We start from the raw sequence: 22,626 nt of genomic DNA, 5'->3' as shown, positions 1-22,626 counted from the left end.
CAGCGGGAACTCCTTCATTAGACTGGGTGCGCCGCGTTCGAACGTGGTCTGCCCCGGTGCGCCGCAGTGCATCCGGGTATGTATCGCAGTGCCCCAGATATCCCCCCTGATTCAAGGACCGTGATCGACGATGAAGGTCGGCATCCCCCGCGAGGTCAAGAACAACGAGTTCCGCGTGGCCATCACCCCTGCGGGTGTCCACGAGCTCGTCCGCCACGGCCACCAGGTCTTCGTCGAGCAGAACGCCGGTGTCGGCTCCTCGATCACGGACGCGGAGTACGTCGCCGCCGGCGCCGAGATCCTCCCCACCGCCGACGAGGTCTGGGCCATCGCCGACCTGCTGCTCAAGGTCAAGGAGCCGATCGCGGAGGAGTACCACCGCCTCCGCAAGGACCAGACGCTCTTCACCTACCTGCACCTCGCCGCTTCGAAGGAGTGCACGGACGCGCTCCTGGCCTCCGGCACGACCGCCATCGCGTACGAGACCGTCGAGACCGCCGGCCGCGCGCTCCCGCTGCTCGCCCCGATGTCCGAGGTCGCGGGCCGTCTGGCCCCGCAGGTCGGCGCGTACCACCTGATGCGCTCGGTCGGCGGCCGCGGTGTCCTCCCCGGCGGCGTCCCCGGCACCCACGCCGGCGAGTGCGTCGTCATCGGCGGCGGCGTCTCCGGCTGGAACGCCACCCAGATCGCCGTCGGCATGGGCTTCCACGTGACCCTGCTCGACCGTGACATCAACAAGCTCCGCGAGGCCGACAAGATCTTCGGCACCAAGGTGAAGACGATCGTCTCCAACGCCTTCGAGCTGGAGAAGGCCGTCGTCGAGGCCGACCTCGTCATCGGCGCCGTCCTCATCCCGGGCGCCAAGGCCCCGAAGCTGGTCACCAACGAGCTCGTCGCCAAGATGAAGCCCGGAAGTGTCCTTGTCGACATCGCGATCGACCAGGGCGGCTGCTTCGAGGACTCGCACGCGACCACCCACGCCGAGCCGACCTTCCAGGTCCACAACTCGGTCTTCTACTGCGTCGCCAACATGCCCGGCGCGGTCCCGAACACCTCCACCTACGCCCTCACCAACGCCACGCTGCCCTACATCGTGTCGCTGGCGAACAACGGCTGGGTCGAGGCGCTGCGCCGCGACGCCGCGCTCGGTCTGGGCCTCAACACCCATGACGGCAAGGTGGTTTACAAGGAGGTCGCCGAGGCGCACGGCCTCGAGCACGTCGAGCTGAGCAGCCTCCTGGGCTGACGCTCGCGGCATCGCCGTCAACGCGTGCCGTCAATCCGCGCCCCGGCCGGACCTTGTTCGACAAGGTCCGGCCGGACGTGTGTCCGGACCCGGCGGAACGTTCGGCCAACTCGCCTCGAACGTAACTGTTTAACCGTTTCGCACACCCCTGAAACGTGTGGATGCATGCCTGCGCACCCTTGACAGAGAGGTGTTCGGTTGCCGACACATCGGGCCGGGTCCGGCGGATTGTGTTGCTGCGGACCGGTGACACGCCATAGAGTCGCCAACCGTCGGCATGGTGCCACGCTGACCTATCGATAAATGTTCCTGGTGACATCCAAGGAGGTAAGACGACTTGTGAATGAGTCGACAATTACTCCCGGGAGCGGTGCGCCAGGTGCTCCGATCGGCTCCGTCGCGGTGCGGACCTTCGCGACGCACCAGCCCATGACGACAGCCCACACGATGAAGACGATGGACGGCCTACACGTGAACGCCACGGCCGGCAACGAGATGGGCCGAGAGTCCACCCACTTCGCCGCCTTTGACGAGGTGCCCGAGGGGCACTTCTACGACCCCGACGCCGAGTACGAGCCCGACCCGGAGTACGCGGCCACCCTCGCACCCGACGCTGCCCGCCAGCGCCGCGAGCGGATCGGCCCCACCGGACGGCCGCTGCCGTACTTCCCGATCCCGGGTCCGCTGACCGACCACGGACCCGCGACGATCATCGCGATGTGCAACCAGAAGGGCGGCGTCGGCAAGACCACGTCGACCATCAACCTGGGTGCCGCGCTCGCCGAGTACGGACGACGGGTGCTGCTCGTCGACTTCGACCCGCAGGGAGCCCTGTCGGTCGGCCTCGGCGTGAACCCGATGGAGCTCGACCTCACCGTCTACAACCTGCTCATGGAGCGGGGCATGTCGGCGGACGAGGTCCTCCTCAAGACCGCCGTGCCCAACATGGACCTGCTGCCGAGCAACATCGACCTCTCGGCCGCCGAAGTCCAGCTCGTCAGCGAGGTCGCGCGCGAGTCGACGCTCCAGCGCGCCCTCAAGCCGCTGATGAACGACTACGACTACATCGTGATCGACTGTCAGCCCTCGCTCGGCCTGCTGACCGTGAACGCCCTGACGGCGGCTCACAAGGTCATCGTGCCGCTGGAGTGCGAGTTCTTCGCGCTGCGCGGAGTGGCGCTGCTGACGGAGACCATCGAGAAGGTCCAGGAGCGGCTCAACCCCGAGCTCGAACTCGACGGCATCCTCGCCACGATGTACGACTCGCGGACCGTGCACAGCCGTGAGGTCCTCGCGCGCGTCGTCGAGGCCTTCGACGACCACGTGTACCACACGGTCATCGGGCGGACCGTGCGCTTCCCGGAGACCACGGTCGCCGGCGAGCCCATCACCACGTACGCCTCCAACTCCGTGGGCGCCGCCGCCTACCGCCAGCTCGCCAGGGAGGTGCTCGCCCGGTGTCACGCCGAGTGAGTCTGCCCGGCGCCGACGAACTCTTCCGTACGACCGGGGGGATGGCGCTCCAGGGGTCCGCACCCCGCCGGGCCGTTCCCGCACCGGCGGGCGAGAGCGACCCGGCGGCGGCCGAGGGCTCCGGCACGGCGGAGCACACGGCGGCGGACTCCGAGGCGGCGGAACCGCGCGCCCGGACGGCTGAGCCCGAGGGAGCCGCCCCCAAGGGCGCGCCCACCGCCGCCGTACCCGCCCCCGCGGCGCGGCGGCGCGGCGGCCGCGCCCCGAACCGGCGGCCCAGCGGCCGCGAGCGCCACGACGAGAAGATCACGGTCTACGTCTCCGCCGAGGAGCTGATGGACCTGGAGCACGCCCGGCTCGTGCTGCGCGGTGAGCACGGTCTCGCCGTCGACCGGGGCCGGATCGTCCGGGAGGCCGTCGCGGTCGTCCTGGCGGATCTGGAGTCCCGCGGCGACGCGAGCATCCTCGTCCGCCGCCTGCGCGGCCGCTGACGGTAGCCTGCGGGCTACCGCGCTCCCCGTTCCCCCTGGACCTCCATGCACCACGCCTCCGACGAAACGTCCCGCCCACCGCGCCGCCGCGTCCTGGGGCGGGGCCCGGACGCGGGGGAGGAGGCCGGCCACCCCGAGGCGAGCGCCGCCACCCCCGACGCAACCCCCGACGCCGTCCCCGACGCGGGGAGTGCGCAGCCGGGCGACGCCGGGGGCGGCGCGGGCGATGACGGCGGGGGCGCGGGCGAGGGCGGTGGCGCGGACGTCGACGGTGGTGGGCGGTTCACCGTGCGGCTCTCGAACTTCGAGGGGCCCTTCGATCTGCTGCTCCAGCTGATCACCAAGCACAAGCTCGACGTCACCGAGGTCGCCCTCTCCCGGGTCACCGACGAGTTCATGGCGCACCTGCGCGCCCTCGGGCCCGACGGGGACCTCGACCAGACCACCGAGTTCCTCGTCGTCGCCGCCACCCTGCTCGACCTCAAGGCCGCCCGGCTGCTGCCCGCCGCCGAGGTGGAGGACGAGGCCGACCTCGCGCTCCTGGAGGCGCGCGACCTGCTCTTCGCCCGGCTCCTCCAGTACCGGGCGTACAAGCGCATCGCGGCGATCTTCGAGGAGCGCTGGGAGGCGGAGGGCCGCCGGCACCCCCGTACCGTCGGACTCGAGCCGCACCACGCCGCGCTGCTCCCCGAGGTCGTCATCTCCATCGGCGCCGAGGGCTTCGCCAGGCTGGCCGCCAAGGCCATGCAGCCGAAGGCCGCGCCCCAGGTGTACGTCGACCACATCCACGCCCCGCTCGTCAGCGTCCGCGAGCAGGCCGCCGTCGTCGTCGCGCTGCTGCGGGAGCGCGGGTCCGCGCTCTTCCGGGAGCTGGTCGAGGACGTGGGCGACGACACCCTCACCGTCGTCGCCCGTTTCCTGGCCCTCCTGGAGCTCTACCGGGAGAAGGCCGTCGCCCTCGACCAGGAGACCGCCCTGGGGGACCTCACGGTCTCCTGGACCGGCGGGGACACGGCCCCGGACGGGGCCGTGACAGACGAATTCGACCAGGAGGACACCGCGTGAGCGACCTCAGGCCCGCACTCGAAGCCATCCTCATGGTCGTCGACGAGCCCGCCACCGAGGCCCATCTGGCCAAGGTCCTGGAGCGCACCCCCCGCGAGGTGGCCGACGCCCTGCGCGAGCTCGCCGACGAGTACACCGCCCAGGGCCGCGGCTTCGAGCTGCGCCAGGTGGCCGGCGGCTGGCGGTACTACACCCGCCCCGAGCACGCCGCGGCCGTCGAGGCCTTCGTCCTGGAGGGGCAGCAGGCCCGGCTCACCCAGGCGGCCCTGGAGACGCTCGCGGTCGTCGCGTACCGCCAGCCGGTCAGCCGTTCCCGGGTCTCCGCGGTCCGCGGAGTCAACTGCGACGGCGTGATGCGGACCCTCCTCCAGCGGGGTCTGGTGGAGGAGACGGGCGCGGAACCCGAAACAGGTGCGATCCTGTACAGGACGACGAACTACTTCCTGGAGCGGATGGGCCTGCGCGGTCTGGACGAGCTCCCCGAGCTGGCGCCCTTCCTCCCCGAGGCGGAGGCGGTCGAGCCGGACTCGCTGGAAGGGGTTCCGTCGTTCGATCCGGATGCACCGGATCGTGAGGACGACGACGACAAGACGGAAGTTTGATGCGAAGCAGCAGCGGCAGGAACAGCAGCGGAAACAACGGCGGGAGCCGTGGTGGCAACAGCGGCGGCCGCGGCGGCAGCAGCGGTGGCGGCCGGGGTGGCAGCGGTGCCGGCGGCGGTGGCGGCTACCGGGGCTCCAGTGGCAGCGGCGGCTCCGGCGGCGGTGGCGGCTACCGGGGCTCCGGTGGCGGCAGCGGCTCCGGTGGCGGTGGCTACCGCGGTGGCAGCGGCTCCGGCGGCTCCGGCTCCGGCGGCGGTGGCTACCGGGGCGGCAGCGGCTCCGGCGGCTCCGGCTCCGGCGGTGGCTACCGGGGTGCCGGTGGCGGCGGTCGTGACGACCAGCGCCCCAGCAACCCGCGCCGGCCTCGCCCCGAGGAGCGCTCCTACGACGTGAGCCCCCCCTCCGAGCCCCCGAAGAAGGGGCGCGGCACCGCGGCCCGCGGCGGCGCCAAGGGCGGCCCCAAGGCACCCCAGGGCGGTACCCCGCCCCGTCGCGGCCCGCACGGGCAGCGGCAGGCCCCGGCCCGCTCGCGCGAGCTCGAGGCCAGGATCGAGCAGCGCAACCGGGAGCGGTACGAAGGCCGCCCGGAGATCAAGACCCCGAAGACCTTCCCCGGCGCCGAGCAGGAGGGCGAGCGGCTGCAGAAGGTCCTCGCCCGGGCCGGCATGGGCTCGCGGCGCGCCTGCGAGGAGCTCATCGAGCAGGCCCGCGTCGAGGTCAACGGCGAGATCGTCCTGGAGCAGGGCAAGCGCGTCGACCCGGAGAAGGACGAGATCAAGGTGGACGGCCTGACCGTCGCCACCCAGTCGCACCTGTTCTTCGCGCTGAACAAGCCCGCCGGTGTCGTCTCCACCATGGAGGACCCGGACGGCCGCCAGTGCCTCGGCGACTACGTCAACAACCGCGAGACCCGGCTGTTCCACGTCGGCCGGCTCGACACGGAGACCGAGGGCATCATCCTGCTCACCAACCACGGTGAGCTGGCCCACCGCCTCACGCACCCGAAGTACGGCGTGAAGAAGACCTACCTGGCCGCCATCACGGGACCGCTGCCCCGCGAGGTCGGCAAGCGGCTCAAGGACGGCATCCAGCTGGAGGACGGCTACGCCAAGGCCGACCACTTCCGCGTGGTCGAGCAGACCGGCAAGAACTACCTCGTCGAGGTCACGCTGCACGAGGGTCGCAAGCACATCGTGCGCCGCATGCTCGCCGAGGCCGGCTTCCCGGTCGAGAAGCTCGTCCGGACGGCGTTCGGCCCGATCGCCCTGGGCGACCAGAAGTCGGGCTGGCTGCGCCGGCTCACCAACACGGAGGTCGGCATGCTGATGAAGGAAGTCGGCATGTAGGGCCCCTGCCCACCGTAAGGCGAAGCCCGTGACCGCTCGGCGGTCACGGGCTTCGCCGTGTTCCCGCCCGTGCCGCGTTCGGGCCGTGCCCCCTTCGGGCCGTGCCCCGTCCTTTCCGGCCTTGTGGCCGACGCCCGTCCTGCTTTATAGTCAAGGTGACTCTTAAAGGGTGGATCTGAGTCCCACCGTGTACGGCCGGTGGACCTGGACCCACGGGGGTGGACCAGGCTCCGGCGTCCTCCCGGTGCGCCGCAGCACGCGCACCGAGGGGACGCGGTCGGTCACGGCCGGGGCGGTGGGTCCCGAGCGCGGGGGAGGTGACAGCGTGAAGCGATACGACCATGGCCTCGTCCCCGGCAGGTTCCTGCCGCCGCACGCCGGCCACCACCACCTCGTCCGCACCGCCGTCGCCCGCTGCCAGCGCCTCACCGTGCTCGTCCGCGCCTCCTCCGAGGAGAGCCTCCCGCTGGAGGACCGCGTCGCCTGGATGCGCGAGATCCACCCCGACGCCCTCGTCGTCGGCGCAGTCGACGACGTCCCCGTCGACGGATGGGACGCGCGCATGGCCGTCGTCCGGGCCGCCGTGCCCGAGCCCGTCGACGCCGTCTTCTCCTCGGAGCCGTACGGGGAGGGGCTCGCCCGCGCCCTCGGCGCCGAGTCCGTCCGCGTCGACCCGGACCGCACCCGATTCCCCGTCTCCGACGCCGTCGTCCGCGCCGACCCCGCCGGTTCCTGGGACTTCCTGGCAGCGCCGGTGCGGGCCGCGCTCACCCGGCGGGTGGTCGTCCTCGGCGCCGAGTCCACCGGCACCACCACCATGGCCCTCGCCCTGGCCGACCACTACCGGCGGCGCGGCGGAGTCTGGGCCCGCACCCGGTGCGTACCGGAGTACGGCCGCGAGTACAGCGCACTCAAACTCGCCGAACTCCGCGCCGAACGCCCCGACGCGACCTGCGCCGACGTCGCCTTCCGCTCCGCCGACTTTCCCGTCATCGCCCAGCGCCAGGCCGAACTGGAGGAGGAGGCGGCCCGCGACGGCTCACCCGTCCTCTTCTGCGACACGGACGCCTTCGCCGCCACCATCTGGCACGAGCGGTACATGGGCACCACCAGCCCCGCCACCGGCGGGATCGCCGCCCACGGCCGGCAGCACCTCTGGCTGCTCACCGACCACCGGGGCGTCGAATTCGAGAACCCCGAGAACCCCGAGAACACCGAGGGCGCCGCACCGCGCGACGGGGAGCACCTGCGGCCCTGGATGACCGCCCGCTTCCTCACCCAGCTCGCCCACAGCGGCCGCCGTACGGCCGTCCTCAGCGGGCCCCACGAGGAGCGGCTCGCGTCCGCCGTCGCCGCCGTGGACGCGCTGCTCGCCGAGGGCTGGCACTTCACCGACCCCCTGTCGGAGCGCCGATGACCGGACACCGCGTGCCCGAGGGCTACGACCCGCGCGCCTTCGAGCCCTTCGCCGTCACCGCCGACCTCGCCGTCCTCACCCTCCGCGAGGAGCGCCTCCACGTCCTGCTCGTCGAGCGCGGCCAGCAGCCGTACGCCGGATCCTGGGCGCTCCCCGGCGGATTCGTGCTCCCGCCCGAGTCCGCCGAGCAGGCCGCCCGCCGCGAACTCGTGGAGGAGACCGGCCTCTCCGAGGAAACCGTCGCCGGGCTCCACCTCGAACAGCTCCGCACCTACAGCGAGCCCGACCGCGACCCGAGGATGCGGGTCGTCTCCGTCGCCTTCACCGCGCTCGTACCCGACCCGCCGGAACCGCGCGGCGGCGGCGATGCGGCCCAGGCGCGGTGGCTGCCGTACGACACGGTCCGGGGCCTCGCCTTCGACCACGACCGGATCCTCGCCGACGCCCACGAACGGGTCGGCGCCAAGCTGGAGTACACCTGCCTCGCGACCGCGTTCTGCCCGCCCGAGTTCACCCTGGGCGAGCTGCGGCAGGTCTACGAGACGGTCTGGGGCGTGGAACTCGACCGCCCCAACTTCCGGCGCAAGGTCCTCACCACGCCCGGCTTCGTCCAGGCCGTCGAAGGACCTCCGCGCCTCACCGGCGGACGGGGGAAACCGGCCGCTCTCTACCGGGCGGGCGAGGCCACGGCCCTCCACCCGCCCCTCCTGCGACCGGAAGGACGATCCACGTGAACCTCGCACGCACGACGACCAAGCAGGCCGCGACCGGCTCCCTGATCGGGCTGGCGCTCGGTGACGCGCTGGGCTTCCCGACCGAGTTCAACGATGTGCCGTCGATCCTCGCGAAGGCCGGGCCCTGGCGGGAGATGGCGCTGCCCGTCACGGGAGGCACGGCGTACGTCACCGACGACACCCAGATGACCCTGGCCTTCGCCCGGGGCATCCGCACCGCCATGGATCACGGAGTGCTGGACCCCGAGCGGCTCGCCGGGCCCGTCCGGGAGGAGTTCATCGCCTGGTACCGCTCCCCGGAGAATAACCGCGCCCCCGGCAACACCTGCCTCAGCGCCTGTCGGCTCCTGATGCTCGACACGCCCTGGCAGGACGCCTCCCAGATCGGCTCCAAGGGCTGCGGCGCCAACATGCGGGTCGCGCCCATCGGGCTCGTCCCCGGACTGAGCGACGAGCAGCGGGCGGGCGCCGCGCAGCTCCAGTCGGCCCTCACCCACGGGCACCCCACCGCGCTCGCCGCCTCCGACCTCACCGCCCGCGCCGTGTACCTGCTCGCCCAGGGCGTGGACCCGGCCGGCCTGGTCGGACAGCTGCGCTCGTACGCGTACGAGAACCGCTCCCGCTACCACGAGCAGTGGCTCGGCGACCTCTGGACCCGCTCCCAGGACGCCTCCGTCGTCTCCTTCGTCCAGCGCGGCTGGGACGAGTGCCTGGCGATCCTGGAGCGCCTGGACGCCGTCCAGCGCACCGCCGACCCGGAGCTCGACCCCTGTACGTACACCGGTGACGGCTGGATCGCCGAGGAGGCCCTCGCGACCGGTCTCCTCTGCTTCCTCCTCTTCCCCGAGCAACCGCTCACCGCGCTGCGCAGGGCCGCCTGCACCCGCGGCGACTCCGACTCGATCGCCGCTCTCGCGGGCGCCTTCGCCGGGGCCCACCTCGGCGCCGACGCCTGGCCGAAGGAGTGGGAGGAGCGCATCGAGTACCGGAGCGACCTGCTGACCCTGGGCGCGCTCTGGGACGGGTGAGTCCGGCGGTCCCTCGCTGTCCACCCGTCCGTCAGTCCCACCAGAAGGCCCACTCGGTGGCCCCTGCCTGACCGTTGCCGACGAGCCAGGGATCTCCGAGGTCCGGACAGTAGACGTACTGCTCCACCGCGGCCTCGGCGCGCTCTCCCGGCGTACGGGGAGGGCGCGCGACGACGAGGTGCAGACTGGCCGAGTCGGCGGAGAAGAACTCCGCCCCGTACCGCTCGTGCCAGTGCCTCAGCACCGCGACGTGGTCGGCGGGGAGCAGCTCCCGGTCGGGGTGTCCCGACCAGTTCGGAGTCGAGATCAGCCGCGGGAGCAGCGCGGGAAGCTCGTAGCTCGCCGCCGCCTCGACGAAGGTGAGCCACACGGGCTCCTTCCCGTACCCCCGCCGGAGGCGATCCGGCACCGTCTCCCGAGGGGCGGCCGAGAGCTCCGCCGCCACTGCCACCGGATCGAGGAACAGCTCCCACTCCGCGATCTCCCGGCGATCGGCGTCGCCACGGGGCGGGACGTAGATGTCGATCATCTCGCGCAGGCGCGCGGCTTTGAGCTCCGCCACGACGTCCGCGGGCACGGACCGGAGCGCCGACGCGAGGAGTTCCCGGCTGCCCCCGCTCCAGGGCCCACCGCCGCCGTCGCGCTCGACCACCAGGGACGGGCTCTGGCCGCTCACGAAGGGGACGAGACGGGACCGGCCGTGCCGGCCTCGCCACCACTCCCAGGCGGGCCGGGCGGCCGCGTGCTCCACGAGGAGGCCGTGGAGGACGACCCCGGAGGCGGACACCGCGACGTCCACGTCCGTTTCGCGCACGGGCAGCTTGAGGTGCCGTCTGCTCTCCTCGGCCAGCATGGCCGCGACGGCGGCGTGTTCCGTCATGTCGGTTCCCGTGGACGCGTTCAGACGGCCGCTCGGCGGACGCGTATCAGGAAGTCCTCCACGCGTGCCTTGTCCGGGCCGGCCGGCAGCGGGGAACCGGTGAGGGAGGCGTCCGCCTCGTCCTGGAGGCGGTTCATCCAGGACTCGACCTCCGGCCAGGAGACGTCGCCCCGCTTGACCGCCAGGAGACGCTCGCGGGCCTCGCCCACCTCGATCCGCAGTTCGCCGGTGCGCAGCAGGTCGCGGCAGCTCGTCAGCAGCCGCAGCAGGTGCATCGCGTGCTTCCAGCGCGGGTGCCCGTACTGGCGCACGTCCGCGTCGAGCTTGCGTCGCTGGCCGTCCGCGTAACGGACGAAGGTCTGGTGGGCCTGCCGGGAGAGGAAGGCCCCGCGCAGGGAGAGGAGTTCCCGGCCCAGGTCGTCGACGCGCTCGACGACGGGGGAGTGCAGGCACTCCAGGACGTTCGGGTTGTTGCGCAGGGCCAGCTCGCAGAAGCGCTCCAGCTCCCAGCTGAACTGGTCCTGGCCCGGGCCCTCCACATGGGCCGGGGGCTTGTCGAAGCGCCAGAAGAGGGGCGTCGGGGCGACATAGACGCCCCGCACGTCCGTGTCGCTGCCATCGGTCGCGAGACCGAAGGCGCGCGAGCCCATCACGCAGGAATAGATCGTGCGGTCGCGCACCAACTCGTCCGGGGTCATGCGGAGAAGACTAGGCGAGGGTGATCGATTCTCCCGAGACAATAATCTGCTCGGCCGGGAGCGGGCGGGTGGCCGGGCCGTTCACCACCGAGCCGTCGGCGACGCGGTACTTGGAGCCGTGGCAGGGACAGTCGATGGTGCCGTCCGCGACCTTGTTCACCAGGCAGCCCTGGTGGGTGCAGACCGCGGAGAAGGCCTTGAACTCGCCGGCGGCGGGCTGGGTGACGACCACCTTCCGCTCGGCGAAGACCTTGCCGCCGCCGACCGGGATCTCGGAGGTCGCGGCCAGGGGCGGGGTGCCGGTCGGAGAGGGCGACGCGGGGGACGCCGCGGAGGTCGCCGTGGAGGAGGTCGCGGGGGCGCTCGGGGTGTCACTCGGGGTGGCCGGGGCGCTGGTGGTCGTACCGCCGTCGCCTCCGTCACCCCCGCCGTCGGAGCCGCAGCCCGTCGTCAGGGCGGCGGCGGCGAAGAGGACGGTACGGCGGTTCGTGGCGCGTGAGGTCATGCCGCTCAGCTTGGCGGCGGGCCGGGCCGGGGGCCCGCAACACGCCTGGACCCGGGGCGTCGGCTCCCTCGCACGGCCGTCCGCGGTCCCGTCGGTCGCGTGCGCCGGTGTGTACCCCGAGTGGCGGAATGGGGCGGTACGAGTGAGATTGGCCGTGCTCCGTGCCGGACGGACGGCAGGACCATGGCGGGTCCCTGGAGGAGCTCGTCCGACGGCGCCAGCTCCGACAGCCCGGCGCGCGCCCGCCGCCGTCTCGGAGGGCGGGCGCCGCGACGCGCCGCCCCCACCGCTGACTAGGCTGAACGGAGCACTGACGCAGGCGAAGGAGCACGACGTGGCGGTACGAGCGGTCCGAGGAGCCGTCCAGCTGGAGCGGGACGAGGCCGGACACATGCGCGAGCAGGTGGAGGAACTGCTCACCGCCGTCCTCGCGCGCAACGACCTCACCGCCGACGACCTCATCAGCATCTGGTTCACGGCCACGCCCGACCTCCACAGCGACTTCCCGGCCGCCGCGGCCCGTGGCATCGGGATCGTCGACGTACCCCTGATCTGCGCACAGGAACTCGACATCGAGGGCGCCATGCCGAGGGTCGTCCGGCTCCTCGCCCACGTCGAGACCGATCTGCCCAAGTCCCGGATCGCGCACGTCTACCTCGGTGCCGCGGCCGCCCTGCGCAAGGACATCGCCCAGTGAGAACAGCGCTCGTCATCGGCACCGGACTGATCGGCACCTCCGCCGCGCTCGCCCTCGCGGGCCGGGGCGTCACCGTCCACCTCCGCGACCACGACCCGGCGCGCGCCCGGACGGCCGCCGCGCTCGGCGCCGGCACCGACGAGACGCCCGAGGGGCGCGTGGACCTCGCGATCGTCGCCGTACCCCCGGCGCACGTGGCCACGACTCTCGCCGAGGCGATGTCGGCCGGTCTCGCGCGCGGGTACCTGGACGTGGCGAGCGTCAAGGGCGGGCCGAAGCGGGAGCTGGAGGCGCTGGGCCTCGACCTCACCGCGTACATCGGTACGCACCCGATGTCCGGCAAGGAGCGTTCGGGGCCCCTCGCGGCGACCGCGGACCTCTTCGAGGGGCGGCCGTGGGTCCTCACGCCGACCCGGGACACCGACACCGAGGTCCTGAACCTCGCCCTGGAACTCGTCGCCCTCTGCCGGGCCGTGCCCGTCGTCATGGACGCCGACGCCCACGACCGGGCCGTCGCCCTCGTCTCCCACACCCCGCAACTGGTGTCCTCGATGGTCGCCGCGCGGCTCGAGGAGGCCGACGAGTCCGCCGTACGGCTCTGCGGGCAGGGCATCCGCGACGTCACCCGGATCGCGGCCTCCGACCCCCGCATGTGGATCGACATCCTCTCCGCCAATCCCGGGCCCGTCGCCGACGTCCTCTCCGGCGTCGCCGCCGACCTCGACGAGACGGTCCGCGCTCTGCGGTCCCTGCAGTCCGCCGACGAGGAGAAGCGCCGGGACGGTGCCTCTGGCGTCGAGGACGTCCTGCGCCGGGGCAACGCGGGGCGCGCGCGCGTTCCCGGCAAGCACGGCGCCGCGCCCGCGGTCTACGAGACCGTCGCCGTCCTCATCAGCGACCGGCCGGGCGAGCTGGCCCGGATCTTCGCCGACGCGGGTCGGGCGGGGGTCAACATCGAGGACGTACGCATCGAGCACGCGACCGGGCAGCAGGCGGGTCTGGTGCAGCTGATGGTGGAGCCGTCGGCGGCGGCGGTGCTGGGAGCGGCCCTCCAGGAACTGGGCTGGTCCTTGCGCACGAGCTGACACCTCCCCGCCGCCGAGAGCCTCGGCCGGGGCGCCCGCCGCCCGTCGAGAGCCTCGGCCGCGCGGGGCGGCGCCCCGCGTGCCTGCGGCCCGTCGAGAGCCCTGGCCTCACGGGGCCAGCGCCGTCCCGTTACGGGCACGAGCCCCCTCGTTGTGGGCAACTGTTCCGCTGGGGCGGTACCCACCCGCCCCGCTCCCGCCCCCTCGTTGTGGGCCTTCGTTCCGCTGGGCCGGCGCCCACCCGCCCCGCCCCCTCGTTGTGGGCAACTGTTCCGCTGGGGCGGAACGGGTGGGCACAACGGACGGCGCCCCTTGCCGGGCCTAGGCTCCCCGCGCCTGGACCCGCACCCGGTGTGCGCCGCACTGCTTGGTGCGGGTTCAGGCACAAGGGGCGGGGGCGCCGCCAAGGGCGCCGTCCCGTGTGCCCACCCGTCCCGCCCTGCGGGACGATTGCCCACACGGGGGTGGGCGGGGGCGCGGGCGATTGCCCGCACGGGGGGTGGGCGGGTGCGCGGGCGATTGCCCACACGGGGGGTGGGCGGGTGCGCGGGCGACTGCCCGCACGGGGCGCGTGGGGCGGTTGTTCGCGCGGAGGCAGTGGTGGCGGTGTCCGTGCGGTGGGGGCGGTGGTGTCGTGTCCGGGCGGTCATGTGGTCCCGTGTGGCCCCGGGCCGTGGGTGCTGGGCCGAATGGGTGCTGGGGACTCGGTAACCTTGTGGTGGCCCCCCGCATCTCCGCCGGGTCCCGCCCCTCACCCAGGAAGGTGTTCCCACCGTGGAATCCGTGATCGTCGCCATTGACGGGCCCTCCGGCACGGGCAAGTCCAGCACCTCCAAGGCGGTCGCCGCCAAGCTGGGGCTGAGCTACCTGGACACCGGTGCCCAGTACCGGGCGATCACCTGGTGGATGATCAGCAACGGCGTCGACGTGCACGACGCCGATGCCGTCGCCAACGCCGCTGCCAAGCCGGTCATCGTCTCCGGCACCGACCCGGCCCGGCCCACCATCACCGTCGACGGGGCCGACGCCGCCGGACCCATCCGTACCGAAGAGGTCACCTCCAAGGTCAGCGCCGTCAGCGCCGTGCCCGAGGTGCGGAGCTTGATCACGGAGCTCCAGAGGTCCATCGCCCGCGGCGCCGAGCACGGCATCGTCGTCGAGGGCCGGGACATCGGCACCACCGTCCTGCCCGACGCCGACCTGAAGATCTTCCTCACCGCCTCGCCCGAGGCCCGCGCCGCCCGCCGCTCCGGCGAGCTCAAGGGCGTCGACGTGCAGGCGACGAAGGAAGCGCTGGTCAAGCGGGACGCTGCCGACTCCAGCCGTAAGACCTCCCCGCTCGCCAAGGCCGACGACGCCGTCGAGGTCGACACCACCGACCTCACCCTGGACCAGGTCATCGAGTGCGTCGTCACCCTGGTGGACGAGAAGCGGGCGGCTGCCAAGTGACCCTGCCCTCCGGCAAGGGCGCCGCCGTCGGCCGCCGCATCGGCATCGGGCTGATGTACGGCTTCTGGAAGCCGCGCGTCCTCGGCGCCTGGCGGGTGCCGGCCTCCGGCCCCGTCATCCTCGCCGTCAACCACGCGCACAACATCGACGGACCCATGCTCATGGGTACCGCACCGCGTCCCGTGCACTTCCTCATCAAGAAGGAAGCCTTCGTCGGGCCCCTCGGGCCCTTCCTCGAGGGCATCGGGCAGGTCAAGGTGGACCGCGACAGCACCGACCGGAACGCGATAGGCAACGCCCTGGGCGTCCTGGAGCAGGGCGGCGTCCTCGGGATCTTCCCCGAGGGCACCCGGGGTGATGGCGACTTCGCCTCGCTCCGCGCCGGCCTCGCCTACTTCGCCGTCCGCAGCGGCGCACCGATCGTCCCCGTCGCCGTCCTGGGAAGCACCGAGCGCCGCGGACGGTTGGTCAAGGCACTGCCTCCGCTGCGCGGACGCGTCGACGTCGTCTTCGGTGACGCCTTCGAGGCAGGTGACGGCTCCGGTCGGCGCACCCGCAAGGCGCTCGACGAGGCCACCGTACGAATCCAGGGGAAGCTCACCGACCACCTGGAAAACGCCAGGCGCCTCACCGGGCGCTGAGCGAGACTTTCAGTAGTGGGCCCCGCGGCCCGGGGACCCACCGACCACGAATGATCAAGGAACGGACTTCATGAACGACCAGCACGACCACGGGGCACTTGGCGACGCCGAGTACGCGGAGTTCATGGAGCTCGCCGCGGAAGAGGGCTTCGACGCCGAAGAGGTCGAGGGCGCGATCGAGGAGGCCGGCCACGGCCCGCTCCCCGTCCTCGCCGTCGTCGGCCGCCCGAACGTCGGCAAGTCGACCCTGGTGAACCGCATCATCGGCCGCCGCGAGGCCGTCGTCGAGGACAAGCCGGGCGTCACCCGTGACCGCGTCACCTACGAGGCCGAATGGGCAGGCCGCCGCTTCAAGGTCGTCGACACCGGCGGCTGGGAGCAGGACGTCCTCGGCATCGACGCCTCCGTCGCCGCCCAGGCCGAGTACGCCATCGAGGCCGCCGACGCCTGCCTGTTCGTCGTGGACGCCACCGTCGGCGCCACCGACACCGACGAGGCCGTCGTCAAGCTGCTCCGCCGCGCGGGGAAGCCGGTCGTCCTCGCCGCCAACAAGGTCGACGGCCAGTCCGGCGAGGCCGACGCCGCCATGCTGTGGTCCCTGGGCCTCGGCGAGCCGTTCCCCGTCTCCTCGCTGCACGGCCGCGGCACCGGCGACCTCCTCGACGAGGTCCTGAAGAAGCTGCCCGAGGCCCCCGAGCAGCGCTTCGGCAACGCGGTGGGCGGCCCGCGCCGCATCGCCCTCATCGGTCGTCCCAACGTCGGCAAGTCCTCCCTGCTCAACAAGGTGGCGAACGAGGACCGCGTCGTCGTCAACGAGCTGGCCGGCACCACCCGCGACCCGGTCGACGAGCTGATCGAGCTCGGCGGCGTGACGTGGAAGTTCGTCGACACCGCGGGTATCCGCAAGAAGGTCCACCTCCAGGAGGGCGCGGACTACTACGCCTCCCTGCGGACGGCTGCCGCCGTCGAGAAGGCCGAGGTGGCCGTCATCCTCATCGACACCACCGACAACATCTCGGTCCAGGACCAGCGCATCATCACGATGGCGGTCGAGTCGGGCCGCGCCATCGTCATCGCCTACAACAAGTGGGACGAGCTCGACGAGGAGCGCCGCTACTACCTCGAGCGCGAGATCGAGACCGAGATGCAGCAGGTCGCCTGGGCGCCCCGGGTCAACGTCTCCGCGAAGACCGGCCGCCACATGGAGAAGCTGGTCCCGGCCATCGAGACCGCCCTCGCCGGCTGGGAGACCCGCGTCCCCACCGGCCGGCTCAACGCCTTCCTCGGTGAGATCGTCGCCGCCCACCCGCACCCGATCCGCGGCGGCAAGCAGCCCCGCATCCTCTTCGGTACGCAGGCGGGCACCAAGCCGCCCCGGTTCGTGCTCTTCGCCTCGGGCTTCCTGGAGGCCGGCTACCGCCGCTTCATCGAGCGCCGCCTCCGCGAGGAGTTCGGCTTCGAGGGCACCCCGATCCACATCTCGGTACGGGTGCGCGAGAAGCGCGGCCGCAAGAAGTAGGCCTCACGCGCGCGCGAGGTGACACACGGCTGAGGGCCGGGGCTGATCGCCCCGGCCCTCAGCCGTGTCCCCCGTGCTGCTTTTTCCTAGAAGCCCCTGCGGGGCGCCGGCGGCAGCGCCGCCTGCGTCGGCGTCGGGGAGTGCTGCGCCGACCACGCCGTCGGATACGCCGTCGCGTAGCGGTGCCCCTGCCCGTGTCCGTAGACGCCCGTGCTCACCGTCGTACCGAAGGCCCGGAAGGCCACGTCCTCCTCGCCGCTGCGGTCACCCGGCAGCGTGCGGAACGACCTGCGGAACTCCGAGTACAAGGCGTCGTAGATCGGCGTGGGCGACGCGCCCGCCGTGACGTCCTGCGCGGGGCGCATCGAAGGGATCTGACTCGGATACGGCTGGGGGAAGGGGTCGTATGGGTGCACGTAGGTGCCAACGACCCCGCCGCCCGTCGGATGCGGGCGGCTCTCCGAATGGGACGCCCGCCGGGGACGCGGCACGGTCGGGACCCCCGGCGCCCCGGAGCCCGTCGGTACGCCCGGGACCCGCGCCCACCCTATGCCCGGCCGGCCCTCGTCCATCAGGTACCGGCCAGCGGCATCGCGGCGGCGACCAGGCGCCCGTTCGCCGCGGCCTTCTCCAGCGCGTCGCGCAGCAGGTCCTCACGCGGCTGCTGGCCGATCGAGCCCACGGGGGCGGCGAAGACGAGCACCGTGTGCGACTTGTTGGCCGCCGCGCGCCAGCCCTCGGTGACCTGGAGCGGCTGGTGCGCCTGCCACCAGGCGGCCTGACCGGCGCCGCCGGGGCCCGGCTGGAGGACGGAGTGCAGCTGGCCCATGGCGACCAGGACCGACCAGCCCGGCAGCACCGCCGGCTTCTCGTCCAGGTTCATGACCTGGTGGAATCCCTGCTCGGCCAGGAGCGGCAGGAACTCGTCGGTGAGTCCGTCCGAACCCGGGCGGGCCACCGGGGCGGTCGGCTCCACGACGAGCGCCGGGTGCAGCTCGCCCTCGATCAGGACGAGACCGCTGGTGACCCCGAGCACGGCCTGCTCGGGGTGGGCGGCGGACAGCGCGTCGGCGGTGTCCGCGGCCGTGATGGAGGCGACGGCGCCCTGGAGCTGCTCCTCGGCGACCCGGACGACCTGCGACGGGATGCAGCTGGCGTGCGCGAACGCGAGGACCGCGGTCTCCTCGCCGACGAACAGCACCGTGCTGGTCCGCTCCTGCTCGGAGTCCCCCGGCGTGCGGCAGGAGGTGCAGTCGTAGCTGCCCGGGGCGTTGTCGCCGGCGAGCAGCCGGTCCGCTTCTTCGTCGCCGATCTCGGCGCGTACGTCCTCGCTGACGTCGAGCATGCGCGGCACGGGGGGCTCCCTGGACTCGGTACGGGGGGACGCCGGGCCGATCCCGGTCGTCTCATGCCGAGTTCAACGGGTCAGGCTCGGCCGGGGTCACGCGCGGAAGCGAGGCAACTTGCCGGCGGCTCGTGCGGCGGGGCGGGTGACTCCGACCGGGTGGGGTGTGAACGGTGTTCCGCGCGGCTCGGACCGGGGCGGCGGGGCGCTGCCTAGCCTGCACCGATGTCGAAGATCCGATTTTGGACGACCGGTTCCCTCGTGGTGGCGTCCGCGGCCGCGCTGCTGACCCTGGCCCCGGCACCCGCCCAGGCCCGGGAGACACGGGGCGGGCCCGGGGTCGCGTCCGGCGTGCCCTCGTACCCCTGCGCGAAGGACCAGTGGCCGTGGGGCTGCATCGCCGAGTGCGAGAGCAGCGGCGACTGGCACATCAACACCGGCAACGGCTTCTACGGCGGGCTCCAGTTCTGGCATCCGACCTGGGTCGAGCACGGCGGACTGAAGTACGCGCCGCGCGCCGACCTGGCGACCCGCCCGCAGCAGATCACCGTCGCGGAGGAGGTCCTCCGCACCCAGGGGTGGAAGGCCTGGCCCGTCTGCTCCGAGCGGTACGGACTCAGCGGACGCGTCCACACCGTCCAGCCGGGCGACACGCTCAGCTCCATCGCCCGCCGCTTCGGGATCAAGGGCGGCTGGCAGGCGCTGTACGAGGCGAACCGGAGCCTGATCGGGGCCGATCCGAACCGGATCGCCGTCGGGACCATGCTGCGGATCGACCCGCTCTGACGCCGCCCGCCCCGGTCAGGTGAGCTCGGCCGGCTCCCCGCTGAACGCGAGGGAGCCGCGCCGCAGCTCGTACACCAGCGACCCGGGCGGCAGCCCGTCCGGTACGCGCTGCTCCGCCAGGACCACGGCCGCGCCGCCCTCCACCGCGAGCGCCGCGAGGCTCCGGTACGTCCGGGCCGCGACCGGCGGGGCCAGACCGAGCGACGGCTCGTCGACCAGCACCACGCGCGCGCGTACGGCGAGCAGGGCGCGGGAGAGCGCCAGCATGCGGCGCTCCCCGCCGGAGAGGGTCCCGGCGGTGCGGGAGAGCAGGGGGAGGAGTTCCGGGTACGGGGGAGTCACCGCGCCCGGTGCGGCTCCGGGCGTGCTCAGGGCGAGGTTCTCGGCGACGGTCAGGTTCGCGTACACCGCCTCCAGGTCGGGTACGAGGCACAGCCCACGCCGCGCCCGTTCGTGGGCCGGCAGCCGGGTCACGTCGGTGCCGCGCCACACGACCCGGCCCGCGGAGAGCCGTACCGTGCCCGCGAGGGCACGCAGGGCCGTCGTACGCCCCGAGCCGTTACGGCCCAGGAGGACGGTCACCGTACCGGCCGGGACGGGCAGGTCCAGGCCGTGCAGCGCCTCCAGGGGGCCGTAGCGGACCCGGGCGGCGCGCAGGGCGATCTCGACGCTCATGACACGATCCGGCCGCCTTCCATGGTGTGCACGGTGTGCGCGATCCCGGCGACGAGGTCCAGGTCGTGCTCGACCACCAGGACGGTCAGTCCTTCGGCGGCGAGGGCGGCGAGGATCCGGGCGAGCGCGGCCGTCTCCTCGGCGTCGAGACCGGCGGCGGGTTCGTCGAGCAGCAGGGTGTGCGGCTGCCCGGCGAGCGCGCGGGCCAGCTCGACCCGGCGCAGGGTCCCGGTGGGCAGGTCCGCCGCCGTCTCGTGCCGTACGGGCCCGGCGAGCCCGAGGAGACGCAGGCTGCGTTCGACGGCGGCGGGGTCCTCGCGGACGTGGCCCCGCTCCTCGCCGAGGCGGACGTTCTCCTCGACGGTGAGCGAGGGGAAGACGGCGAGCCGCTGGAACGTCCGGGCGATGCCGAGGCGGGTCCGGGCGTGGGCGGGGCGGGAGGTGATGTCGGCCCCGTCGAGGGTGATCCGCCCGTGGCGGGGGCGGGCGGTGCCGGCGAGGCAGTCGAAGAGGGTGGACTTGCCGGCGCCGTTGGGGCCGACGAGGGCGGTGATGCGGGAGGGGGTGAGGGTGAGGGTGACGTCGTCGAGGGCGGTGATCCCTCCGGGGTGGGTGAGGGTGAGGTGGTGGGCGCGGAGGGTGGGTGCGGGTGTGCGGGGGTGCGTCCGGCCTTCGGTCGGCCTGGGGTTCCCACCCGTGCCACCCGTACCACTGATCGACCGAGGTGCGGGTCTTCCCTGGGGCAGCAGGTTCGTCAGCGGGGGGAGGCGGCCCGTCAGGGCTGCCAGGAGGCCCAGGAGGGCTGCTGCCGTGCCTGCTTGCGGGCCCGCGTCCAGGGTGGTCAGGAGGGCGGCGGCGGCCAGGGGGGTGAGGAGGCTGTCGGCGCCCAGGACCAGGACCGCGGCGAACCACTGCAGGCCGCGGACCGGATCGTACGCCTCCGGGTCGAAGGCGCGCAGCCCCATGCCGAGGAGGCCCCCGCCCAGGGCCGCGAGGGCCGCGCCCAGGACGAACGCGAGCAGCTTGAGGCGGGGCACGGCGACGCCCGTCGCCTCCGCGCCCGGCTCGTGGTCCCGCAGCGCGGCGAGCGCCCTGCCCGTGCGGCCCCGGCGGAGCGCCGCCACCAGGGCCAGGCAGCCCGCGAGGACGACCAGTTCGAGGGCGTAGAAGGCGCGGTCGTCGGAGAAGCCCGCCGGGCGGCCGAGGGTCAGGCCGGCCGTCGCGTACGGCTGGGTGAGGACGAAGCGGCTCACCGCCACCCCGGTCGCGAGCGTCACCAGCGCGAGCGCCAGACCGTGTCTGCGGATGGCGGGCCGGCCCGTCAGGAGGCCGACCGCGGCCACCAGCGGCACCGCGAGGCCGAGCGCCACGAGGCCCGGTACCCCGCGCCCCGTCAGGAGCCCGGTGAACAGCGCGCCGAGGCCCGCGTACGCCGCCTGCCCCAGCGCGATCTGGCCGCCCCGCCCCGCCACCACGACCAGGGACAGCAGGATCACCGCGAGCGCCGGTACCTGGACCACCGTGTGCAGGTCCGGGCCCGCGAAGCCGAGCGGGAGGAGGAACAGGACGCCCACGACGACCCACAGGCCCCCCGGCACCCGCCCGGAGCGCACCGGCGGCGGCAGCGCGTCCCTGCCCCTGCCGCCGACACCCGGCAGGACGAGGGCCGCGACCAGGAGCGCCACCACGAACAGGTTCGCCCCGACGGCCTGGAGCAGCGGGCCCGCCCAGCCCTCCGGGTGCAGCCGGGTCAGCTGGGCCTGGGCCACGCCGATCGCGAGCGCCGCCGCCACCGCGACCGGCAGCGACCGCATCCGGGCGATGACCGCGACCGCGATCACCTCGACGACGAGCAGCGGCATCCCGTACGGGTCGAGCCGTACGTACGGGGCGAGCAGCACCCCGGTGAGGCCGGCGGTGAACGAGCCGAACGCCCAGCCGGCCGCCGCGACCCGGTCCGCGTCGATCCCGGACAGCACCGCGAGCGGCCGGTTGTCGACCACGGCCCGCAGCTCCCGCCCGAACCGCGTCCACCGGGTCACCGCCCCCACCAGACAGCCGAGCGCCACCACCGCGCCGAGCTGCGCCCAGGGGTCGTCGCCGAGGAGCACCGGAGCGTCGTCCCGCGCCCCGGGGCCCCACAGGAGCAGCGCCGCGCCCACGAGGAGGACGAAGACGCCGACGGAGGCCACGAGGGATCGCGCCGGGTTCGCCTCGCGCCGTGCGAGGGGCCGGAACACCGAGCGGTCCAGGACGAGCCCGATGCCGGGGGCGACCAGCAGCAGGGTGACGAGCGCGGCCGCCGGCAGCGGCCAGCCTTCCACGACCACCAGCTGGCGGAGCACGTACGCGCAGATCATGGCGACGGCCCCGTGCGCCAGGTTCAGCACCCCGGTCGCCCGGTAGGTGACGACCAGGCCGATGCCGGTGAGCGCGGCGGCGCTGCCGACCGCGAGGCCGGCGAGCGTCAGCTCGTACGTCAGGGAGGCCACGGCTCACACACCGGACAGGGGCTCAGGGACGGGTCGTCCCCCGCCTCCACCGCCGTCGCCCGGCCCGCGACCAGCGGGCAGTCGGGCCGGTGCGCCAAGGTCCCGCCGGGGACCCGGAGCGGCGGGCCGTCGGAGGACGGGGGCCCGGGGGGCGTCCCGTCCGCCTCGGGACCGCGCGGGTCCGGAGGCCGTACGGGAAGGGCGTACGCCGCCGTGACGAGCACCGCTCCGGCCACGAGCAGCGCCGCCCCCGGCACCGTGCACGAGGCCAGATAGGGCAGCTGCCGCTCCGCGAACCGCTCGCCGGAGATCCCGTACCAGCCGAGCACGCAGAGCACCGCGCCTCCGGCGGCCGCCGCGAGACCGCTCCACAGCAGGATCCGGGATGTCGGCACGGAGGCCTCCCTCGTCTCTTCCTTTGCACGATGCCCCGATACGCCCCACCCTGGAAG

23 protein-coding genes and 1 pseudogene are annotated in these 22,626 nt (G+C 73.4%); 16 read left to right on the top strand and 8 right to left on the bottom strand.

The features are described 5' to 3' along the window. The first annotated feature begins 130 nt into the window (after positions 1 to 130). The 10 genes and pseudogenes from ald (at position 131) to ABT034_RS28495 (ending at position 9,402) form a co-directional block, all read left to right on the top strand. Positions 131 to 1,246 carry an alanine dehydrogenase gene (gene ald, locus ABT034_RS28540; RefSeq protein WP_351219929.1) on the top strand — a complete coding sequence of 372 codons (1,116 nt, stop codon included), beginning with the start codon at positions 131 to 133 and terminating at the stop codon, positions 1,244 to 1,246. A 447-nt stretch (positions 1,247 to 1,693) separates the two neighbouring features. Further along, positions 1,694 to 2,719, top strand: a complete 1,026-nt coding sequence (locus ABT034_RS28535) for a ParA family protein (protein WP_351219951.1) — start codon at positions 1,694 to 1,696, stop codon at positions 2,717 to 2,719. After that, positions 2,704 to 3,210, top strand: coding sequence for a hypothetical protein (locus ABT034_RS28530; RefSeq protein WP_351219928.1), 507 nt, complete (start codon positions 2,704 to 2,706; stop codon positions 3,208 to 3,210). Before ABT034_RS28535 ends, ABT034_RS28530 begins: the two co-directional genes overlap by 16 nt. 45 nt (positions 3,211 to 3,255) lie before the next feature. Then, positions 3,256 to 4,275 (top strand): segregation and condensation protein A, encoded by a 1,020-nt coding sequence (locus ABT034_RS28525; protein WP_351219927.1) that lies wholly within the window; start codon positions 3,256 to 3,258, stop codon positions 4,273 to 4,275. Next, positions 4,272 to 4,877 (top strand): SMC-Scp complex subunit ScpB, encoded by a 606-nt coding sequence (scpB, locus tag ABT034_RS28520; RefSeq protein WP_502973076.1) that lies wholly within the window; start codon positions 4,272 to 4,274, stop codon positions 4,875 to 4,877. The genes ABT034_RS28525 and scpB overlap by 4 nt, the downstream gene beginning before the upstream one ends. After that, the gene (locus tag ABT034_RS28515; RefSeq protein ID WP_351219926.1) at positions 4,877 to 6,223 is read left to right on the top strand and encodes a pseudouridine synthase; all 1,347 of its coding nucleotides are present in this window, start codon (positions 4,877 to 4,879) and stop codon (positions 6,221 to 6,223) included. The genes scpB and ABT034_RS28515 overlap by 1 nt, the downstream gene beginning before the upstream one ends. Positions 6,224 to 6,413: 190 nt before the next feature. Further along, positions 6,414 to 6,524: pseudogene (locus ABT034_RS28510) on the top strand (nicotinamide riboside transporter PnuC); the annotation flags it as partial. A gap of 24 nt (positions 6,525 to 6,548) precedes the next feature. After that, complete coding sequence (locus tag ABT034_RS28505; RefSeq protein WP_351219949.1) at positions 6,549 to 7,640, top strand: AAA family ATPase; 1,092 nt, start codon at positions 6,549 to 6,551, stop codon at positions 7,638 to 7,640. Then, entirely contained in the window at positions 7,637 to 8,374 is a 738-nt protein-coding gene (locus ABT034_RS28500) for an NUDIX hydrolase (protein ID WP_351219925.1), read from the top strand. The genes ABT034_RS28505 and ABT034_RS28500 overlap by 4 nt, the downstream gene beginning before the upstream one ends. Further along, positions 8,371 to 9,402 carry an ADP-ribosylglycohydrolase family protein gene (locus ABT034_RS28495; protein ID WP_351219924.1) on the top strand — a complete coding sequence of 344 codons (1,032 nt, stop codon included), beginning with the start codon at positions 8,371 to 8,373 and terminating at the stop codon, positions 9,400 to 9,402. Before ABT034_RS28500 ends, ABT034_RS28495 begins: the two co-directional genes overlap by 4 nt. Positions 9,403 to 9,433: 31 nt before the next feature. Here the strand turns inward: ABT034_RS28495 and ABT034_RS28490 are convergent, their stop codons facing one another. From ABT034_RS28490 to ABT034_RS28480, 3 genes are read right to left on the bottom strand one after another with little or no spacing between them, the layout of a single operon-like run. Further along, positions 9,434 to 10,282 carry a DUF4253 domain-containing protein gene (locus tag ABT034_RS28490; RefSeq protein ID WP_351219923.1) on the bottom strand — a complete coding sequence of 283 codons (849 nt, stop codon included), beginning with the start codon at positions 10,280 to 10,282 and terminating at the stop codon, positions 9,434 to 9,436. A gap of 20 nt (positions 10,283 to 10,302) precedes the next feature. Further along, positions 10,303 to 10,980 (bottom strand): nucleotidyltransferase domain-containing protein, encoded by a 678-nt coding sequence (locus tag ABT034_RS28485; protein WP_351219922.1) that lies wholly within the window; start codon positions 10,978 to 10,980, stop codon positions 10,303 to 10,305. Positions 10,981 to 10,990: 10 nt separating this feature from the next. Then, on the bottom strand, positions 10,991 to 11,485 hold the full coding sequence (locus ABT034_RS28480) for a Rieske (2Fe-2S) protein (RefSeq protein ID WP_351219921.1): 495 nt from the start codon (positions 11,483 to 11,485) through the stop codon (positions 10,991 to 10,993). A gap of 334 nt (positions 11,486 to 11,819) precedes the next feature. Between ABT034_RS28480 and aroH the strand changes: the two genes are divergently transcribed. The 5 genes from aroH (at position 11,820) to der (ending at position 16,876) form a co-directional block, all read left to right on the top strand. After that, a complete protein-coding gene (aroH, locus tag ABT034_RS28475; protein ID WP_351219920.1) occupies positions 11,820 to 12,182 on the top strand; it encodes a chorismate mutase in 363 nt (120 codons plus the stop codon). Continuing rightward, on the top strand, positions 12,179 to 13,267 hold the full coding sequence (locus ABT034_RS28470; RefSeq protein WP_351219919.1) for a prephenate dehydrogenase: 1,089 nt from the start codon (positions 12,179 to 12,181) through the stop codon (positions 13,265 to 13,267). The genes aroH and ABT034_RS28470 overlap by 4 nt, the downstream gene beginning before the upstream one ends. Positions 13,268 to 14,041: 774 nt before the next feature. Beyond that, on the top strand, positions 14,042 to 14,716 hold the full coding sequence (cmk, locus tag ABT034_RS28465) for a (d)CMP kinase (RefSeq protein WP_351219918.1): 675 nt from the start codon (positions 14,042 to 14,044) through the stop codon (positions 14,714 to 14,716). Beyond that, positions 14,713 to 15,357, top strand: coding sequence for a lysophospholipid acyltransferase family protein (locus tag ABT034_RS28460; protein WP_403600932.1), 645 nt, complete (start codon positions 14,713 to 14,715; stop codon positions 15,355 to 15,357). The genes cmk and ABT034_RS28460 overlap by 4 nt, the downstream gene beginning before the upstream one ends. Before the next feature lie 70 nt (positions 15,358 to 15,427). After that, positions 15,428 to 16,876 (top strand): ribosome biogenesis GTPase Der, encoded by a 1,449-nt coding sequence (der, locus tag ABT034_RS28455; protein ID WP_351219917.1) that lies wholly within the window; start codon positions 15,428 to 15,430, stop codon positions 16,874 to 16,876. 86 nt (positions 16,877 to 16,962) lie between these two features. Here der and ABT034_RS28450 read toward each other — a convergent pair whose 3' ends face one another. Continuing rightward, a complete protein-coding gene (locus ABT034_RS28450) occupies positions 16,963 to 17,241 on the bottom strand; it encodes a hypothetical protein (RefSeq protein ID WP_351219916.1) in 279 nt (92 codons plus the stop codon). A 206-nt stretch (positions 17,242 to 17,447) separates the two neighbouring features. After that, a complete protein-coding gene (locus ABT034_RS28445) occupies positions 17,448 to 18,230 on the bottom strand; it encodes a DUF8842 C-terminal domain-containing protein (RefSeq protein ID WP_351219915.1) in 783 nt (260 codons plus the stop codon). Between the two features lie 216 nt (positions 18,231 to 18,446). On the opposite strand from ABT034_RS28445, the gene ABT034_RS28440 reads away from it, so the two are divergent. After that, the gene (locus ABT034_RS28440) at positions 18,447 to 19,007 is read left to right on the top strand and encodes a transglycosylase family protein (RefSeq protein ID WP_351219914.1); all 561 of its coding nucleotides are present in this window, start codon (positions 18,447 to 18,449) and stop codon (positions 19,005 to 19,007) included. A gap of 15 nt (positions 19,008 to 19,022) precedes the next feature. On the opposite strand, the gene ABT034_RS28435 is transcribed toward ABT034_RS28440, so the two are convergent. The 3 genes from ABT034_RS28435 to ABT034_RS28425 are packed head-to-tail and all read right to left on the bottom strand — an operon-like array spanning position 19,023 to position 22,569. Continuing rightward, entirely contained in the window at positions 19,023 to 19,682 is a 660-nt protein-coding gene (locus ABT034_RS28435; protein ID WP_351219913.1) for an ATP-binding cassette domain-containing protein, read from the bottom strand. Further along, on the bottom strand, positions 19,679 to 22,174 hold the full coding sequence (locus ABT034_RS28430) for an ABC transporter permease subunit (RefSeq protein WP_351219912.1): 2,496 nt from the start codon (positions 22,172 to 22,174) through the stop codon (positions 19,679 to 19,681). The genes ABT034_RS28435 and ABT034_RS28430 overlap by 4 nt, the downstream gene beginning before the upstream one ends. Continuing rightward, positions 22,162 to 22,569, bottom strand: a complete 408-nt coding sequence (locus tag ABT034_RS28425) for a hypothetical protein (RefSeq protein ID WP_351219911.1) — start codon at positions 22,567 to 22,569, stop codon at positions 22,162 to 22,164. The genes ABT034_RS28430 and ABT034_RS28425 overlap by 13 nt, the downstream gene beginning before the upstream one ends. Positions 22,570 to 22,626: the final 57 nt, after the last annotated feature.

Source organism: Streptomyces sp. NPDC002773 (genome assembly GCF_040295605.1).
In the GTDB taxonomy this organism is placed as follows: Bacteria; Actinomycetota; Actinomycetes; order Streptomycetales; family Streptomycetaceae; genus Streptomyces.
The sequence above is the reverse complement of the archived record's forward strand: the minus strand, read 5'-3'. Positions and strand labels throughout refer to the sequence as shown.

Excerpts from the sequence above, each read along its gene's own strand:
- ald (WP_351219929.1), top strand. The coding sequence starts at position 131 with ATGAAGGTCGGCATCCCCCGCGAGGTCAAGAACAACGAGTTCCGCGTG.
- ABT034_RS28500 (WP_351219925.1), top strand. The coding sequence starts at position 7,637 with ATGACCGGACACCGCGTGCCCGAGGGCTACGACCCGCGCGCCTTCGAG.
- ABT034_RS28490 (WP_351219923.1), bottom strand. The coding sequence starts at position 10,282 with ATGACGGAACACGCCGCCGTCGCGGCCATGCTGGCCGAGGAGAGCAGA.
- ABT034_RS28435 (WP_351219913.1), bottom strand. The coding sequence starts at position 19,682 with ATGAGCGTCGAGATCGCCCTGCGCGCCGCCCGGGTCCGCTACGGCCCC.
- ABT034_RS28440 (WP_351219914.1), top strand. The coding sequence starts at position 18,447 with ATGTCGAAGATCCGATTTTGGACGACCGGTTCCCTCGTGGTGGCGTCC.
- ABT034_RS28485 (WP_351219922.1), bottom strand. The coding sequence starts at position 10,980 with ATGACCCCGGACGAGTTGGTGCGCGACCGCACGATCTATTCCTGCGTG.
- ABT034_RS28480 (WP_351219921.1), bottom strand. The coding sequence starts at position 11,485 with ATGACCTCACGCGCCACGAACCGCCGTACCGTCCTCTTCGCCGCCGCC.
- ABT034_RS28535 (WP_351219951.1), top strand. The coding sequence starts at position 1,694 with ATGAAGACGATGGACGGCCTACACGTGAACGCCACGGCCGGCAACGAG.
- ABT034_RS28450 (WP_351219916.1), bottom strand. The coding sequence starts at position 17,241 with ATGCGCCCCGCGCAGGACGTCACGGCGGGCGCGTCGCCCACGCCGATC.
- ABT034_RS28515 (WP_351219926.1), top strand. The coding sequence starts at position 4,877 with ATGCGAAGCAGCAGCGGCAGGAACAGCAGCGGAAACAACGGCGGGAGC.
- der (WP_351219917.1), top strand. The coding sequence starts at position 15,428 with ATGAACGACCAGCACGACCACGGGGCACTTGGCGACGCCGAGTACGCG.
- ABT034_RS28525 (WP_351219927.1), top strand. The coding sequence starts at position 3,256 with ATGCACCACGCCTCCGACGAAACGTCCCGCCCACCGCGCCGCCGCGTC.